Origin of the sequence: Aminobacter niigataensis (genome assembly GCF_946995915.1) — a bacterium.
In the GTDB taxonomy this organism is placed as follows: Bacteria; Pseudomonadota; Alphaproteobacteria; order Rhizobiales; family Rhizobiaceae; genus Aminobacter; species Aminobacter niigataensis.
Genome location: NZ_OX341517.1, coordinates 1,874,440 through 1,888,086, shown reverse-complemented (window position 1 = coordinate 1,888,086; position 13,647 = coordinate 1,874,440). Strand labels below are relative to the sequence as shown.

Annotated in this window: 9 protein-coding genes; 3 read left to right on the top strand and 6 right to left on the bottom strand. The window is 64.8% G+C overall.

Annotated elements, in window-relative coordinates; all coding sequences use genetic code 11:
* Positions 1-141: 141 nt before the first annotated feature.
* From O1Y97_RS09140 to O1Y97_RS09115, 6 genes are all read right to left on the bottom strand, one after another.
* Positions 142-1,248 carry an ABC transporter substrate-binding protein gene (locus O1Y97_RS09140; protein ID WP_108607047.1) on the bottom strand — a complete coding sequence of 369 codons (1,107 nt, stop codon included), beginning with the start codon at positions 1,246-1,248 and terminating at the stop codon, positions 142-144.
* Positions 1,249-1,486: 238 nt separating this feature from the next.
* Positions 1,487-2,659, bottom strand: a complete 1,173-nt coding sequence (locus O1Y97_RS09135; RefSeq protein ID WP_318763802.1) for an iron-containing alcohol dehydrogenase — start codon at positions 2,657-2,659, stop codon at positions 1,487-1,489.
* A gap of 38 nt (positions 2,660-2,697) precedes the next feature.
* Positions 2,698-4,140: an aldehyde dehydrogenase family protein gene (locus O1Y97_RS09130; protein ID WP_318764181.1), complete on the bottom strand. Its 1,443-nt coding sequence runs from the start codon at positions 4,138-4,140 to the stop codon at positions 2,698-2,700.
* Positions 4,141-4,155: 15 nt separating this feature from the next.
* A complete protein-coding gene (locus O1Y97_RS09125) occupies positions 4,156-5,526 on the bottom strand; it encodes a glutamine synthetase family protein (protein ID WP_183264203.1) in 1,371 nt (456 codons plus the stop codon).
* Between the two features lie 104 nt (positions 5,527-5,630).
* Positions 5,631-7,190 (bottom strand): amino acid permease, encoded by a 1,560-nt coding sequence (locus tag O1Y97_RS09120; protein ID WP_108607043.1) that lies wholly within the window; start codon positions 7,188-7,190, stop codon positions 5,631-5,633.
* 19 nt (positions 7,191-7,209) lie between these two features.
* Positions 7,210-8,031 (bottom strand): N-formylglutamate amidohydrolase, encoded by an 822-nt coding sequence (locus O1Y97_RS09115; protein WP_318763801.1) that lies wholly within the window; start codon positions 8,029-8,031, stop codon positions 7,210-7,212.
* A 169-nt stretch (positions 8,032-8,200) separates the two neighbouring features.
* On the opposite strand from O1Y97_RS09115, the gene O1Y97_RS09110 reads away from it, so the two are divergent.
* The 3 genes from O1Y97_RS09110 to O1Y97_RS09100 all read left to right on the top strand — a co-directional run bounded on the left by O1Y97_RS09110 (position 8,201) and on the right by O1Y97_RS09100 (position 13,548).
* Positions 8,201-9,028, top strand: a complete 828-nt coding sequence (locus O1Y97_RS09110; protein WP_318763800.1) for a MurR/RpiR family transcriptional regulator — start codon at positions 8,201-8,203, stop codon at positions 9,026-9,028.
* A 222-nt stretch (positions 9,029-9,250) separates the two neighbouring features.
* Complete coding sequence (locus tag O1Y97_RS09105) at positions 9,251-10,405, top strand: efflux RND transporter periplasmic adaptor subunit (protein ID WP_318763799.1); 1,155 nt, start codon at positions 9,251-9,253, stop codon at positions 10,403-10,405.
* Positions 10,406-10,419: 14 nt separating this feature from the next.
* Positions 10,420-13,548, top strand: a complete 3,129-nt coding sequence (locus tag O1Y97_RS09100) for an efflux RND transporter permease subunit (protein ID WP_318763798.1) — start codon at positions 10,420-10,422, stop codon at positions 13,546-13,548.
* Positions 13,549-13,647: the final 99 nt, after the last annotated feature.

The following is a 13,647-nucleotide window of genomic DNA, read 5'->3' as shown; positions in this document are numbered from 1 at the left end:
AGGCGGAAGCCGCTCTTCGCCTCCGGCGGCGCGGAGCGCGCGGCATCAGCCGTGGTGGATATGCTGGCTTGGGTCATCGGGCCGCCGTATCGAGAGAAAATGCGGGCGGCCGCAAAGCCGCCCGCGATGGCAATTGCTCAATTACTGAACGTTGGCGCCGACCACGGCATCCCACTGCTTAGTGATCGCTTCCTTGCCCTTGGCCTGATCGTCGAGCGTCGGGAACACGGCCTGTTCATAGGCAGCGGCCGGCGGCAGCTTGTCGAGCATCTCCTGCGGGATCTTGCCGTTCTTGGCGAGATCGTTGAAGCGGATCGGGTGGCAGTAGCCCTTCAGCCAGCCGAGCTGACCTTCGTCGGAATAGAGATACTCCATCCATAGCTTGGCAGCGTTCGGATGCGGTGCATAGGCGCTGATCGCCTGGACGTAGACGCCGGCGACGACGCCCGACTTCGGAACGACGACCTCGACCGGCGGGTTGCCGTTGAGGGTGTCGCGACCAGCAAGGGCGTTGTAGTCCCAGGTGATCAGGATCGGGGTCTGGCCCTGGGCCAGCGTCGCCGACTTGCCGATGACCGGCACGAAGTTGCCCTTGGCGTTCAGTTCCTTGAAGAAGGCGAGGCCCTTCTCGGCGGCCGAAGCGGCGTCGGTGGCACCCGAGCCCAGGCCGGCGGCGTAGACGCCCTGGATCGCCTGGTTGGACGCACGCGGATCGCCGGCGAGCGCAACCGAGTTCTTATATTCGTCCTTGAGCAGGTCGGCCCAGTCGGCCGGTGCGTTCTTGACGAGGTCCTTGTTCACTTCAAACGACAGCACGCCGTAATAGTCGCCGTACCAGAAGCCGTCAGCGTCCTTGGCGGTGTCGGGGATCGAGTCCCAGGTCGCGACCTTGTAGGGCTGGATCAGGCCGTCGGCCTTGGCCTGCGGGCCGTAGGAGAGGCCGACGTCGATGACGTCAGGCGCCTGCGGGCCCTTGTTGTCCTTGTTGGCCTTGATCGCCTCGATCTCGTCGCTGGAGCCCGCGTCGGGGTTCAGCTCGTTGACGGTGATCTCGGGATACTTCTTCTTGAAACCATCGATGACGGCGCCGTAACCGCACCAGTCATGTGGCAGCGCAATCGTGGTCAGCTGGCCCTCCGCCTTCGCGGCGGCTTCGAGCGCGGCCATATCCTGGGCCGACACGATTGCCGTCGTCACCATCAGCGACGCCGCGCTTAGGGAAAGCACTTTCCCTGCAAACTTGAACATGTGTTCTCTCCGTTGAACTGACGCCATGAGACGCCTGCGATGCGGTAATGGCTTCATGTGACAGTCACATGAAAGTTCCATGAAGCCACCGCCCGCAGTGGAAAAAAGTTAACTACTTTTAATCGGTTGTCGCAATCGTCGCCGTTGTTTACCGGCTAATTAAATTCCGCATGCCTTCCCAAGCCCCTCCCTCTATTTTGCCGACTATAGAAATCAGGAATACCTCCCTGCACTAGTCTCAAACCGTCCCTTCGATGGCGTTTTCAAGCAAGCCGAGCGCGGCCTTCTTGGTGAGCTTGACCGGGTTGCCGCCAGCGGTTGGATCGACCACGGCCATGTCGGCGATCAGGCCCTTGCGCTTCTTGTCCATGTCGAGGCCCTTGATCAGGCCCGGCAGCGCATGCGGCACCTTGAGTTCCTTGCGCAGCTTGATCACCGCCTTGGCGAAACCGTCGAAGCCGCCCTTGATGCCGCAATAGGCGGACAGGCGCGCGATGCGCTCCTCGATGGCGTCGCGGTTGAAGGCGAGCACGTAGGGCATGAACACGGCATTGGTCATGCCGTGGTGGGTGTCGTAGAGCGCGCCGATCGGGTGCGACAGCGAGTGGATCGCGCCGAGGCCCTTCTGGAAGGCGGCTGCCCCCATGGCGGCGGCGCTCATCATGTGGGCGCGGGCGGTCAGGTCCTTGCCGTTGGCGAATGCCTTGGGCAGGTTCTCGAACACCAGGCGGATGCCCTCGACGGCGATGCCGTCGGCCATCGGATGGTAGCCCGGCGCGCAATAGGCCTCGAGGCAGTGGGCAAGCGCGTCCATGCCGGTGCCGGCGGTGATGAAGGACGGCATGCCGACCGAAAGCTCGGGATCGGCGATGACGATGGCCGGCAGGAGCTTGGGATGGAAGATGACCTTCTTGGTGTGGGTCTCTTCATTGGTGATGACGCCGGCGCGGCCGACTTCCGAGCCGGTGCCGGCGGTGGTGGGCACGGCGATGATCGGGGCGATGGCGTCGGAATTGGCGCGCGTCCACCAATCGCCGACATCCTCGAAATCCCAGACAGGCAAAGTCTGCCCGGCCTGGAAGGCGATCAGCTTGCCCAAGTCCAGCGCCGAGCCGCCGCCGAAGGCGATGACGCCGTCATGCTTGCCCTTCTTGAACACCGCGATGCCGGCGGTGAGGTTCGATTCGACCGGGTTCGGCTTGACGTCGGAGAAGACGCCGTACGGCACCTTGGCGTCATCGAGGATCTTCAGCGTGCTGGCTACGACCGGAAGCTTGGCGAGGCCCGGATCGGTGACGAACAGCGGCTTCTTGATGCCGGTGGCGGCAAGCGCGTCGGGCAGTTCGGAAATGCGGCCGGCACCGAAACGCACGGTGGTCGGGTAGTTCCACTTGGAAACGAGTTTGGACATGTCTTCGCTTTCAGAAAATCAGATGAGCTTTTGGGAAATCAGATGGTTTCGCGCAGGTGATACGACTTCGGCCGGGTCAGGTTGTCGTAGCCGATCTGTGACAGAGCAGCGCCCTTGCCGGTGTCCTTGACGCCGGTCCACACGAGTGCCGGATCGAGATAGTCGCAGCGGTTCATGAACACGGTGCCTGTCTCGACGCGGTCGCCGATGGCGATGGCGTGCTCGGTGTCGGCGGTCCAGATCGAGGCGGTGAGGCCATAGGGGCTGTCGTTCATCAGCGCGATCGCCTCTTCGTCGTTGCGCACCTTCATGATGCCGACGATGGGGCCGAAGCTTTCCTCGCGCATGACCGACATCTGATGGTCGACATTGGTCAGCACCTCGGCCGGCAGGTAGGGCGAGCCGGCCTTGTCCTGGGCGTCTTTGGTGTTCATGTGGGCGACGGCACCCTTGCGCAGGGCTTCCGCCTTCTGCTCGCGGATGAAGTCGGCAAATCGCGCCTGCGCCATCGGCCCCATGGTCGTCGCCTGCTCCAGCGGATTGCCGAGCACATAGCTCCTGGTCTCGGCGATGAAGCCCTCGACGAACTGGTCGTAGACCTTCTCGTGGACGTAGACGCGCTCGATGCCACAGCAGCACTGGCCCGAATTGAAGAAGGCGCCCTCGACGAGGTTGGCGACGGCATGGTCGAGCTTGGCGTCGGGCAGCACATAGGCCGGGTCCTTGCCGCCGAGTTCGAGGCCGAGCGTCATGAAGGTGCCTGCCGCGGCCTTCTCGATGGCGCGGCCGCCGGCGACCGAGCCGGTGAAGTTGACGTGGTCGATCTTGCCCGAGGCGAGCAGCTTCTCGGTCTGGGCATGGTTGAGCACGACGTTCTGGAACACGCCCTTCGGCAGGCCGGCCTTGTCGAAGGCCTGCTGGAAGCGCTCGCCGACGAGCAGCGTCTGGGCGGCGTGCTTGAGGATGACGGTGGAGCCGGCCATCAGCGCAGGCACGATGGTGTTGACCGCAGTCAGGTACGGATAGTTCCACGGCGCAACCACCATGACGACGCCGAGCGGGTCCTTGCGGACATAACGGCGGAAGCCATCCCTGGGATTGGAGGCGGGCACCGGCCGAAGCGCCTGTTCGGCGATCTGGACCATGTAGTTGGTGCGTTCCTTGACGCCGCCGAACTCGCCGCCATAGCGGGTCGGCCGGCCCATCTGCCAGGCGATCTCGGGCACGATCTCGTCGCTCATCGCCACGAGGTTTTCGAGCATGGCGAGCATGTACTTGCCGCGTTCGGCGATCGAGGTCTGGGCCCAGGCGACCTGGGCGGCGCGAGCGCGCTCGACGGCGGCGCCGACCGCCTTGTCCTCGGCAAACGGGCGCTCGACATAGATCGAACCGTCGATGGGGGATTTGAGCTTGACCGTTTCGGTCATTTTTTGGTCCTTCCAGTATTCAAGTCCCTCTGGCCATCGGCCGGAGGGTGTCAGTGGGTGGTGATGACTTTAGTACCGCTCGAAACCGCGGTGCAATTCCCAGTCGGTGATGCGGCGGTCGTATTCGAACTGCTCCCAGCGCGCGGTGTGGACGTAGTGCTCGACGACGTCCTCCCCCAGCGCCTCGATCAGCATCTTCGACGATGCCAAGGTCTCGGTGGCATCGCGCAGGGTCTTCGGAATTTCGGGCAGGCTGGCCGCCTGATAGGCATCGCCGACAAACGGCTTCTGCAGCTCGAGCTTCTCGTCGATGCCGGCGAGGCCGGCGGCAATCAGAGCGGCAAAGGCGAGATACGGGTTCAGGTCGGCGCCGCCGATGCGGCACTCCATGCGGATGCCCTTGGTGCCCTCGCCGCACAGGCGGAAGCCGGCGGTGCGGTTGTCCTCGCTCCACATGATTTTGGTCGGCGCGAACGTGCCGGCCTGGAAGCGCTTGTAGGAGTTGATGTAGGGCGCCAGGAACCAGGTGAACTCCTTGGCGTATTTGAGCTGGCCTGCGGCCCACTGCTGGCCGAGCTTGGACAGCGTCCACTCCGCACCCTTGTCGAAGAACAGCGGCGTCTTGCCGTCGGCGCTCCACAGCGAATTGTGGATGTGGCTGGAATTGCCGGCGAGGCCGTAATTGTACTTGGACATGAAGCTGATCGACTTGCCTTCGCTAGCAGCGATCTCCTTGGCGCCGTTCTTCAGGATGACGTGCCGGTCGGCCATTTCCAGCACTTCGGCGTAGCGGACGTTGATCTCTTCCTGGCCCGGACCCCACTCGCCCTTGGAATTCTCGATCGGAATGCCGGCGGCTTCCATCTCGTTGCGAAGCCGGCGCATGACGCCCTCTTCCTTGGTGGTGATGCCGATCAGGTAGTCGCCGATATAGGGCGATGCGGTGTCGAGGTTCTGCCAGTGCTTGGCGCGGGCGGAATCATAGGTTTCGGAGAACAGGTAGAATTCGAGCTCGGATGCGAAGTAGGCGAGATAGCCGCGCTCCTGCAGCCGCTTGACCTGCTTGCGCAGGATGCCGCGCGGCGAATGCGGCAGGTCCTCATGTGTGTGGTGATCCTGCAGGTCGCAGAGCAGCAGCGCCGTCTTTTCGAGCCAAGGCACGTTTCGGATCGTGTTGAGGTCGGGCTTCATGACGAAGTCGCCATAGCCTTTCGACCAGCTTGCCGCCTTGTAGCCGGGCACCGGCTCCATATCGATGTCGTTGGCCAGCAGGTAATTGCAGCCATGCGTCTCGTCATAGGCGGATTCGACGAAGTATTTGGCCAGGAAGCGCTTGCCGACCAGACGGCCCTGCATGTCGACGGCACAGGCGAGGACCGTGTCGATCTCGCCCGAGGCAACAGCCTTCTTCAACTGATCGAAAGTAAGATTTCCAGCCATTTTTGTTCCGCTCCGGGCGATGCCGCTTCAGGTTTTCGGGATGATCGAGATGGTGAAACGAGACGTGGCCGGCGCTTGGCCGGCCACGGCCATGTCGAGGACTGTCAGTGTCCGGTTTCGCCAACGGCGCGCTCGGCCGCAGCGATCTCGGCGGCACGCTTGGCCACCTCGTCACCGATCGGCGGGCCCTGGAAGCGGCCGCGCTCGAACACGAACCAGACGATGCCGGTGACGACCAGGAAGCCGACGGTGATGTAGAGCGCCCAGTCGTTCGGCGGCTGGATGCCGAGCACGAAGATCAGCACCATGGCGATGATCGACAGCACCGCAAACAGCTTGAAGGTGCCTTCGCCGAGATCCCACGGGCCCATCTTGTCCCACTTCGAAGTGCCCCAGGCCATCAGGCCAAGCGCGATCGGAATGGTGAAGGAGAAGAACAGGAAGATGACGGTGCAGGCGACGACGATGGTGTAGACCGGCGTCTCGCCGATGGAGACCAGCGACGAACCCCAGACGAACAGGACGGCCAGGATCGAGCCGGTCCAGATCGCCGCGACGGGGGTGCGGTAGGTCGGGCTGACCTTGGCCAGTGCCTTCGAGCCCGGCAGGCCGCCGTCACGCGAGAAGGCAAAGATCATGCGCGACACCGACGTCACCGTCGCCAGGCCGCACAGCCACTGGGCGACGAAGATGGCGAGGTACAGGATGTCCTTCACCACCGGATTGACCTGCTGTTCCATGCCCCAGAAGAACACGTTCCAGCCCTGCTTGGCGGCTTCGTCCATGCTCGGCAGCATCAGCACGAACGAGCACAGCATGATGTAGCCGAACAGGGCCGACCACAGCACCGAGCCGACCATGGCGCGCGGCACCGAATGCGCGGCCTTCAGCGTTTCCTCCGAAGTATGCGCCGAGGCGTCGTAGCCGGTGATGGTGTAGATCGGCAGCAGCAGGCCGAGCATGAACACCCACATCGACGAGTTGGCAGGCCAGACATTGCCACCCGCTTCGCCCGAATAGTTGGCGAAGGTGAACAGCCTGGAGATCTCGTAGCTGTCGGCGGCTGCCAGGCAGACCAGTGCCAGGGCAATCGCGGTTGCGAAGATCAGGTAGCCGGAGAAGTCGGTCAGCCTGGCCGTGAGGCCGATGCCCATGTGGTTCACCAGCGCCTGCAGGCCGGTGATGATGGCCAGAAAGATGATGCGCGTGGTGGTGGTGTCTTCGAGCCCGAGATAGGTCGTGCCGAAGGCGCCCATAAAGAAGTAGTAGGTGCCGACATTGATGGCGCCGAGCACGGTGACGAGGCCGAGCAGGTTGAACCAGGCGGTCAGCCAGCCGGTGAAGCGGTTGCCGAGGATCGAACCCCAGTGATAGAGGCCGCCGGCCGTCGGATAGGCCGAGCTGATCTGGGCCATGGCGACGGCGAAGACCAGCGACACGAAGCAGCCCAGCGGCCAGCCGATGCCGATCGCCGCGCCGCCGGCACCGGAGGTGGCCTGCGCCAGCGAGTTGATGCCGCCGGACAGGATGCAGATGATGGAGAAGGAAACGGCGAAATTGGAGAACTGGCTCATTCTCCGTTCGAGTTCCTGGGCATAGCCCATGCTGTGCAGGACTTTGACGTCCTCGCTCTTGTCGTGATCGGAATAACCAGGCGATGTCATTTTGAATGTCCCCTTGTTGTTATGCCTTTGTCTGCGCTGCGCGACCGTTGCCCGACCCGAATGGGGCAGCTTCGCCCGCTTCGGGTTCGAGTTCGGCAAAGATGCCCGTGAGCAGATCCGCCCATTTCCGCTGCCCGGCCTGCGCCGAAATTTCGTCGTTGCGGATTTCGATCATCGCGCACGCCAGGCCGCGCGACCTGCCGTGGTGTTCCAGGGTGAAGTAAACGCGGTCGGCCGGCGAGTATGGCTCGTTGACGCCGACGGTGACGCCGGCGAGTTGCTGCAGCGCCGCGACCAGCGGCGCGGCGAGCCGCGCGTCCTCGTCATGGATGATGCCAATGTGCCAGGGGCGCGAAACGCCCTTGTAGACCGGAGTGAAGGAATGGACAGACACCAGTCTCGTCTCCCGCCCTTCGCGGCGCCGCTCCGAAACGATCTCGTCGATCGCTTCGTGGAACGGCTGCCATGATAGCGCGATTCGCGCCTCGCGCTGAGTGGCCGAAAGCCCTGCGTTGCCGGGGATGACGGTGGTCTCGCTGATCTCGGGGATCAGGTCGTGGGCGCCGATCGGGCGGTTGCAGTCGATGGCGAGGCGCGAAACGCAGGACTCGACCAAAGTCGCGTCGAGGCCCTCGGCCATGCGCTGCGACACCGGCAGCGCGCCCGGATCCCAGGCGATGTGGCGCAGCATTTCCGATGCATCGAGGCCGAGCGGGCCGACGCTCGCGGGCAAATGGTTGGAGGCGTGGTCGCAAAGGATGACGTAGGGGCTGCGCCCGTCCCGGTTTGTCACCCGGACAGCATTCGAAATGGCGCGCGCGGCTACCTTCGCTGTTCCCATTCTTTCATCCCCAGGGCGTATCGTATGTTACGTATTTTTGTTCATTGCGCCCGTATGGATGATTTCATACACATCATAAGAGTTTGTCAAATGCCATTTGAAGGCATGCACCGGACTGAGCGCTGTGCCAGAACAGGGCGAGCGTTGCAGGACCGAGACGGGGAGACGAATGGTTTCGAGCGTTGCCGAACTGATCACTGAAAGGATCGACACCATGCCCGCCGGCGAGCGCCGCGCGGCGCAGACCCTGATCGCCTCCTACCCGCTGATCGGGCTCAAGACGGTGGCGGAGTTTTCCCAGCAGGCGGGCGTCTCGTCGCCGACGATCCTGCGGTTCGTCGGCCGGCTCGGCTTCCAGAACTACTCCGAGTTCCAGTCGGCGCTGCAGGACGAGCTGGCAGCGCAGCTGCAGTCGCCGGCATCGCGCACGACGGCGACGCAGTCGCCCCTGCCCGCCTCGACCGCACCGATCCTCGAAGCCGTGCTCGAAAACATCCGCGAGACCTTCCGGCATATTTCGGATCGGCAACTGACCGATATCGTCGCCCAGCTCGCCAATCCGAAGGCGCATGTCTACCTGGTCGGCGGTCGCTTCACCGATCCCTTGGCGCGCTACATGGCCGCCCACCTCAACCTGATCCGGCCCAACGTCAGCCATCTCGTCGGCCAGGAAAGCCTGTGGCGCGACCGGCTGATCGACATGGGCAAGCGCGACACGCTGCTGATCTTCGACATCCGCCGCTACCAGGACAGCCTGATCCGCCTGGCCGAGAAGGCGCACAACAGGGGCACGACCATCATCCTGTTCACCGACCAGTGGCTGTCGCCGATCGCGCGCTTTGCCCGCCATGTCGTCGCCGGCCGCACCGCCGTGCCTTCGGCCTGGGACTCGTCTGCGGCCCTGTTCGTCGCCGCCGAGACACTGATCGGCGCCCTGACGCGAAAGCTCGAAACCGAGGGTGCCAAGCGCATCCGCGCGATCGAGGATCTGCGCTGAGGCCGAGCGCCAATCCTGCAAAGATTACGCAGATTTAATGTGCGGCAGTTGGAGAATTGCCATAAGTCTCCGCTATCGAACTAGGCTATAATACGCGGCTGAACAGGCCTGACGCCGAAGAGCGATTTTGTATGCGCCGCGCAGCGAAGGCTGCGCCGAGCGCGACGATCGAAACGCCACGTGTTCCCAAAGCGGAACGAAACGCAGCAGACCGGAGTACGCATGGCCGCCTGGAAGCAGATTGTCTTGGCAACCGTCATTGTGCTCGCCGCAGCCGCCGGCTGGGTGCTGTTCGTCCCGGGTTCGCGCGACGTGCTGGCCAGCTGGGGCATCGACTGGGCGCGGGCCGCGACGGAAAAGGCCGAGCAGGCGAGCGGCGGCAATGGCCGCCAGGGCGGCGGCCGTGGCGGGCAGGCGCAGACTCCCGTCGTCACACAGCCGGTAACCACAGGCACCATCAACGACCGGCTGTCGGCGATCGGCACCGGCCGCGCGCTGAACTCCGTGGTGATCAATCCTTACGCCTCCGGCCGCCTGACCGAGATCGCGGTCGAGGCCGGCGAGAAGATCGAGGCCGGCGGGGTCGTGGCCAGGCTCGATGCCGATTCCGAAGAAATCGCGCTCGAGCGCGCCCGCATCGCACAGGGCGACGCCGAGGCCTCGCTGGAGCGCATCAAGGCATTGCGCGCCACCAACACTGCGACGACCGTCCAGCTCAAGGAGGCTGAACTCGCCGTCGAGAACGCCCGCCTCGCCGTACGCGACGCGGCCCTTGCACTCGACCGCCGCACCATCACGGCTCCCATCGCCGGCATTGTCGGAATCCTGCCGGTCGAGGCCGGCAACTACGTCACCAGCCAGACGACGATCGCCACCATCGACGACCGCTCGCGCATCATTGTCGACTTCTGGGTGCCTGAGCGCTTCACCGGGCTGATCGCGGTCGGCGCGCCACTGACCGCCAATTCGGTCGCGCGCCCGGGCCAGGTCTTCAACGGCGTGGTCAGCGCCGTGGACAACAGGCTCGAAGAGCAGAGCCGGACGCTGCGCATCCAGGCCCGTCTCGACAATGACGGCGACCTGCTGCGGGCCGGCATGTCGTTCCAGGTCGTCATGCAGTTTCCCGGCGACACCTTCCCCTCCGTCGATCCGCTGGCGATCCAGTGGGGCGGCGACGGCGCCTTCGTCTGGGCGCTGGCCGGCGGCAAGGCCAAGCGCGTGCCGGTGCGCATCATCCAGCGCAACACCGACAGCGTGCTGGTCGAGGCAGCGCTGGTGCCGGGCGACCAGGTCGTCACCGAAGGCATCCACACCGTCCGCGAGGGCGCCGAACTTCTCATCGCCGGCAGCGAAGCTGCCACGCGCAGCGGCTCCTGAGCGGAGCGCGGCCGATGAGCACCGTCCACAATGAGAACGCCGAGAAAGGCATCACCGCGCTGTTCGTGCGCCGGCCGGTTTTGGCCTTCGTCATCAACACGCTGATCGTGGTGGCCGGCCTTGCCGCCTTCTACGGCGTCGAAGTGCGCGAACTGCCCGACGTCGACCGCCCGGTCATCACCGTCTCGACCTCCTACTCCGATGCCGCAGCCGAAATCGTCGACCGCGAGGTGACGGCGGTGGTCGAAGGCGCGGTGGCGCGCGTCACCGGCGTCAAGTCGATCTCGTCGAGCTCGTCCTACGGCAACAGCCGCGTCACCGTTGAATTCAACGACGGCGTCGACCTCAACGTCGCCGCCTCCGACATGCGCGACGCGGTCGGCCGAGTGACCAATTCGCTGCCCGACGACGCGGATGCGCCGCGCATCGTCAAGGCCGACGCCAATGCCGACGCGGTGATGCGCCTGGCCGTGACCTCCGACACCATGCCGGTCGAGGACATGACGATCCTGGTCGAGGACCAGATCGTCGACGCACTCGCCGCCGTCGACGGCGTCGCCGACGTGCAGACCTATGGCGACCGCGCCAAGGTGTTCCGCGTCGACATCGACCAGGCCAGGGTGGCAAGCCTCGGCCTGACCCTGGCCGACATCTCCAACGCGCTGGCGAGCGTGTCCTTCGACGCGCCGGCCGGCTCGCTGACCGTAGGCAACCAGGACATCATCGTGCGCGCAAGCGCTGCGGTGACCACGCCCGAAGCCTTCGAAAGCATCATCATCAACGGCAAGACCAAGCTCGGCGACGTCGCGACGGTGACGCTCGGCGGCGATCCCGGCTCGACCTCGCTGCGCTCCGACGGCAAGACCGGCATCGGCATCGGCATCGTGCGCCAGGCGCAGTCGAGCACGCTCGACATCTCCCAGGGCGTGCGCGCCGCAGCGGAAAAGATCCAGGCCACTCTGCCCGAAGGCATGACCATCCGCGTCACCTCCGACGACGCCACCTTCGTCAAGGGCGCCATCGAAGAAGTCGAGATCGCGCTGATCCTTGCGGTGACCATCGTGCTCCTGGTCATCTACGTCTTCCTGCAGGACTGGCGCGCGACGCTGATCCCCGGCTTCGCCATGCCGGTGGCGATGATCGGCACCATCGCCGGCATCTATCTCGCCGGCTTCTCGGTCAACATCCTGACGCTGCTGGCGCTGGTGCTGGCGACCGGCCTTGTCGTCGACGACGCCATCGTCGTGCTCGAAAACATCGTCCGCCGCCGCAACGAGGGCATGGGCCCGCGCGCCGCAGCCGTGCTCGGCACGCAGGAAGTGTTCTTCGCCGTTGTGGCGACGACGGCCACGCTTGCCGCCGTGTTCATCCCGATCTCGTTCCTGCCCGGCCAGACCGGCGGCCTGTTTCGCGAATTCGGCTTCGTGCTGGCGATCGCGGTGCTGCTGTCGTCGGTGGTGGCCCTGTCGCTGTGCCCGATGCTGGCCTCGCGCATGCTGACCGAAAAGAGCATCGAGCACAGCCATGGCGGCGCGCTCGGCAAGCTCGGCACCAAGCTCGCCGCCATCTACGCCCGCTGCCTGCGCGCCTGCCTCAACGCACCGTGGCTGGTCATCCTGGCTTCGGTGCTGTTTGCAGGTGCCGCCTACCTAGCCTTCGGCAATGTGCGCCAGGAACTGACGCCCACCGAAGACCGCTCGATGGTGATGCTGCGTGTATCCGCCCCGCAGGGCGTCAGCCTCGACTACACCGCCTCGCAGCTACGCCGCATCGAGGCGCTGATCGAGCCGCTGCGCAAGTCGGGCGAGATCGAGAGCACCTTCGTCAGCGCCGGCATGGGCAACAACAACAACAGCGGATTCATGGTGCTGTCGCTGGCGCCGTGGAGCGAGCGCGAGCGCAACCAGCAGCAGATCGCCGCCGACATCCTGGCGCGGACCCGCGATGTGCCGGGCGTGCGCACCACCGTCGGCCAGCCCAACAGCCTGGGCATCCGCGGCGCCGGCAACGGCCTGCAATTCGCCCTTGTCGGCAAAAGCTATGCCGATCTCGGCGTGGCCGCCGCCAAGGTGCTGGCCGAGATGGAAAAGGACCCGCGCTTCCGCCAGCCACGCCTCTCCACCGACGCCAACCAGCCGCAGCTCTTCGTCACCGTCGACCGCGACCGTGCCTCCGACCTGGGCATCGACATCAACGGGCTGTCGCCGGCGCTGCAGGCGATGCTCGACGGCCGCAAGATCGCCAGCGTCTTCATCGAGGACCGCAGCTACGACGTGAAGCTGGTCTCGACCACAAACCCGATCAACGATTCGACCGATCTCGAAAACATCTTCATCCGGGCAAGCGACGGACGCTTCGTGCCGGTGTCAACCATCGCCTCGCTCAGCGAACGCGCCGTGGCGCCGTCGCTGTCGCGCGAACAGCAGCAGCGCTCGATCGCCATCACCGCGAGCCTGGCCGACGATTTCGCGCTCGGCGACGCGCTGACGCGTGTCGAGGAGATCGCAGCCCCCGTGCTGCCTGCCGGCAGCCGGCTGCTGCCGCTCGCCGAGGCCGCCACGCTGAACGAGACCAGCGGCAGCATGCTGACGATCTTCGGCTTTGCCATCGTCATCATCCTTTTGGTGCTGGCGGCACAGTTCGAGAGCTTCGTTTCTGCGATCATCATCATGGCGACCGTGCCGCTGGGCCTCGCCTGTGCCGTCTTCGCGCTGATCCTGACCGGCACCTCGCTCAACGCCTACAGCCAGATTGGCTTGGTGCTGCTTGTCGGCGTCATGGCCAAGAACGGCATCCTCGTCGTCGAGTTCGCCAACCAGCTGCGCGACCGCGGAATGGGCGTGCGCCAGGCGATCGAGGATGCGGCGAGCATCCGCCTGCGGCCGGTGTTGATGACGATGATCTGTACCGTGCTCGGCGGCCTGCCGCTGGTGCTGGCGCAGGGCGCCGGAGCCGAGGCCCGTATCGCGCTCGGCTGGGTGATCGTCGGCGGCCTTGGCCTTGCGACCGTCTCGACGCTGTTCCTGACCCCGGTGGCCTACCTGCTGCTCGGCCGCTTCATCACCCCGAAGGTCGCTGAGGAAAGCCGCCTCAAGCGCGAGCTCGAGGAAGCCGCCTATACCGGCGTGGAACCTGCGGAATAGTTTTCGGTTACTTGGTTGGCCAATCCGCGACGGATTTGCCGCCGCAAGCGATGACAGCGCCTGTCTGTTTCTGTATCAGTCTGTCGCTGGTGCGCGGTG

Excerpts from the sequence above, each read along its gene's own strand:
- O1Y97_RS09115 (WP_318763801.1), bottom strand. The coding sequence starts at position 8,031 with ATGGGAACAGCGAAGGTAGCCGCGCGCGCCATTTCGAATGCTGTCCGG.
- O1Y97_RS09140 (WP_108607047.1), bottom strand. The coding sequence starts at position 1,248 with ATGTTCAAGTTTGCAGGGAAAGTGCTTTCCCTAAGCGCGGCGTCGCTG.
- O1Y97_RS09105 (WP_318763799.1), top strand. The coding sequence starts at position 9,251 with ATGGCCGCCTGGAAGCAGATTGTCTTGGCAACCGTCATTGTGCTCGCC.
- O1Y97_RS09135 (WP_318763802.1), bottom strand. The coding sequence starts at position 2,659 with ATGTCCAAACTCGTTTCCAAGTGGAACTACCCGACCACCGTGCGTTTC.
- O1Y97_RS09120 (WP_108607043.1), bottom strand. The coding sequence starts at position 7,190 with ATGACATCGCCTGGTTATTCCGATCACGACAAGAGCGAGGACGTCAAA.
- O1Y97_RS09110 (WP_318763800.1), top strand. The coding sequence starts at position 8,201 with ATGGTTTCGAGCGTTGCCGAACTGATCACTGAAAGGATCGACACCATG.
- O1Y97_RS09100 (WP_318763798.1), top strand. The coding sequence starts at position 10,420 with ATGAGCACCGTCCACAATGAGAACGCCGAGAAAGGCATCACCGCGCTG.
- O1Y97_RS09125 (WP_183264203.1), bottom strand. The coding sequence starts at position 5,526 with ATGGCTGGAAATCTTACTTTCGATCAGTTGAAGAAGGCTGTTGCCTCG.